This window comes from Streptomyces diversicolor (genome assembly GCF_057537855.1).
The window spans coordinates 1-1,158 of the sequence record NZ_BAAJXA010000134.1 but is presented as its reverse complement, the minus strand read 5'-3'; the positions used below and the strand labels follow the sequence as shown (position 1 = coordinate 1,158).

The window sequence follows — 1,158 nt, the reverse complement described above, 5'->3', positions numbered from 1 at the left end:
GCCGGCCGTCGCCGCTGCCCCGTAGTCGGGGGCGGGCAGGGCCTTGCGGTCCAGCTTGCCGTTACCGGTCAGCGGCAGCTCCGGCAGCACGACGACCGCCGAGGGGGCCATGTACTCCGGCAGCCGCGCGGCGACGAACTCCTTCAATGTCGTGCTGAGTTCGGCAGTGTCCGTGTCGTCCGTCTCGTCGGTGACGATGTAGGCGGCCAGGCGGACATCGCCGGGGGTGTCTTCGCGCGCGACGACCGCGGCCTGCGCGACCAGCGGGTGTGCGGCGACCACGGCCTGCACCTCGCCGGGCTCCACCCGGAAGCCGCGGATCTTCACCTGCTCATCGGCACGACCGGCGAACACCAGCCGGCCATCACCCGTCCACCGTGCACGGTCACCCGTGCGGTACATCCGCTGACCGGGCGAGCCGAACGGGCAGGCCACGAACCGCTCGGAGGTCAGGCCGGGCCTGCCCACATACCCGCGCGCCACCTGTGCGCCGGCCACATACAGTTCGCCGATGACGCCCACCGGCACTGGCCGCAGGTTCGCATCCAGGACGTAGGTCTGTGTGTTGGCCACCGGGGAACCCACCGGGATCACCCCGGACGCCACATCCTGCCCGGTCAGGGGTGTGGTGGCCACACCGACCGTGGTCTCCGTCGGCCCGTAATGATTGAACACCGCCTGCTCACCGGCCGTGGCCAGCAGCTCCCCGACCAGCTCCGCCGAGGCCGCCTCACCACCCAGGACGAGGGAGCGCACAGACGTGACCGCTGCCCCGCCCAGCGCCGCCACATGCGAGGGCACCGCCTTCAGGCAGTCGATCCTCTGCTGCGTGAGGTAGGCCGCCACCGCCGCCGGATCGGTCACCGACTCCTCGTCGATGAAGTGCAGCTTACCCCCGCCGGTCAGGCTCGCGAAGACCGTCGTGTTCGCCAGATCAGTCGCCTGACCCTGCAACACCGCATACCGGCCCCCACCTTCGAAGCCGACCCGTTCGGGCACCGAGGTGACGTAGTTGGCCAGGCCTGCATGCGTGACCGCCACGCCCTTCGCGCGTCCCGTCGAGCCGGACGTGTAGACCACATACGCCACCTGTTCCGGCAGGATCTCCACCCCGGGCGCGGTTGTCGGCGTGGCTGCCAGTTGCATCGCGGTCAGGGT

At 70.6% G+C, this 1,158-nt stretch carries 1 protein-coding gene; it reads right to left on the bottom strand.

Going from position 1 to position 1,158, the window contains the following annotated elements; translation table 11 throughout:
• The coding region (locus AC27LF_RS45495) for an amino acid adenylation domain-containing protein (protein ID WP_487231312.1) at positions 1-1,158 on the bottom strand (1,158 nt) is incomplete at both ends.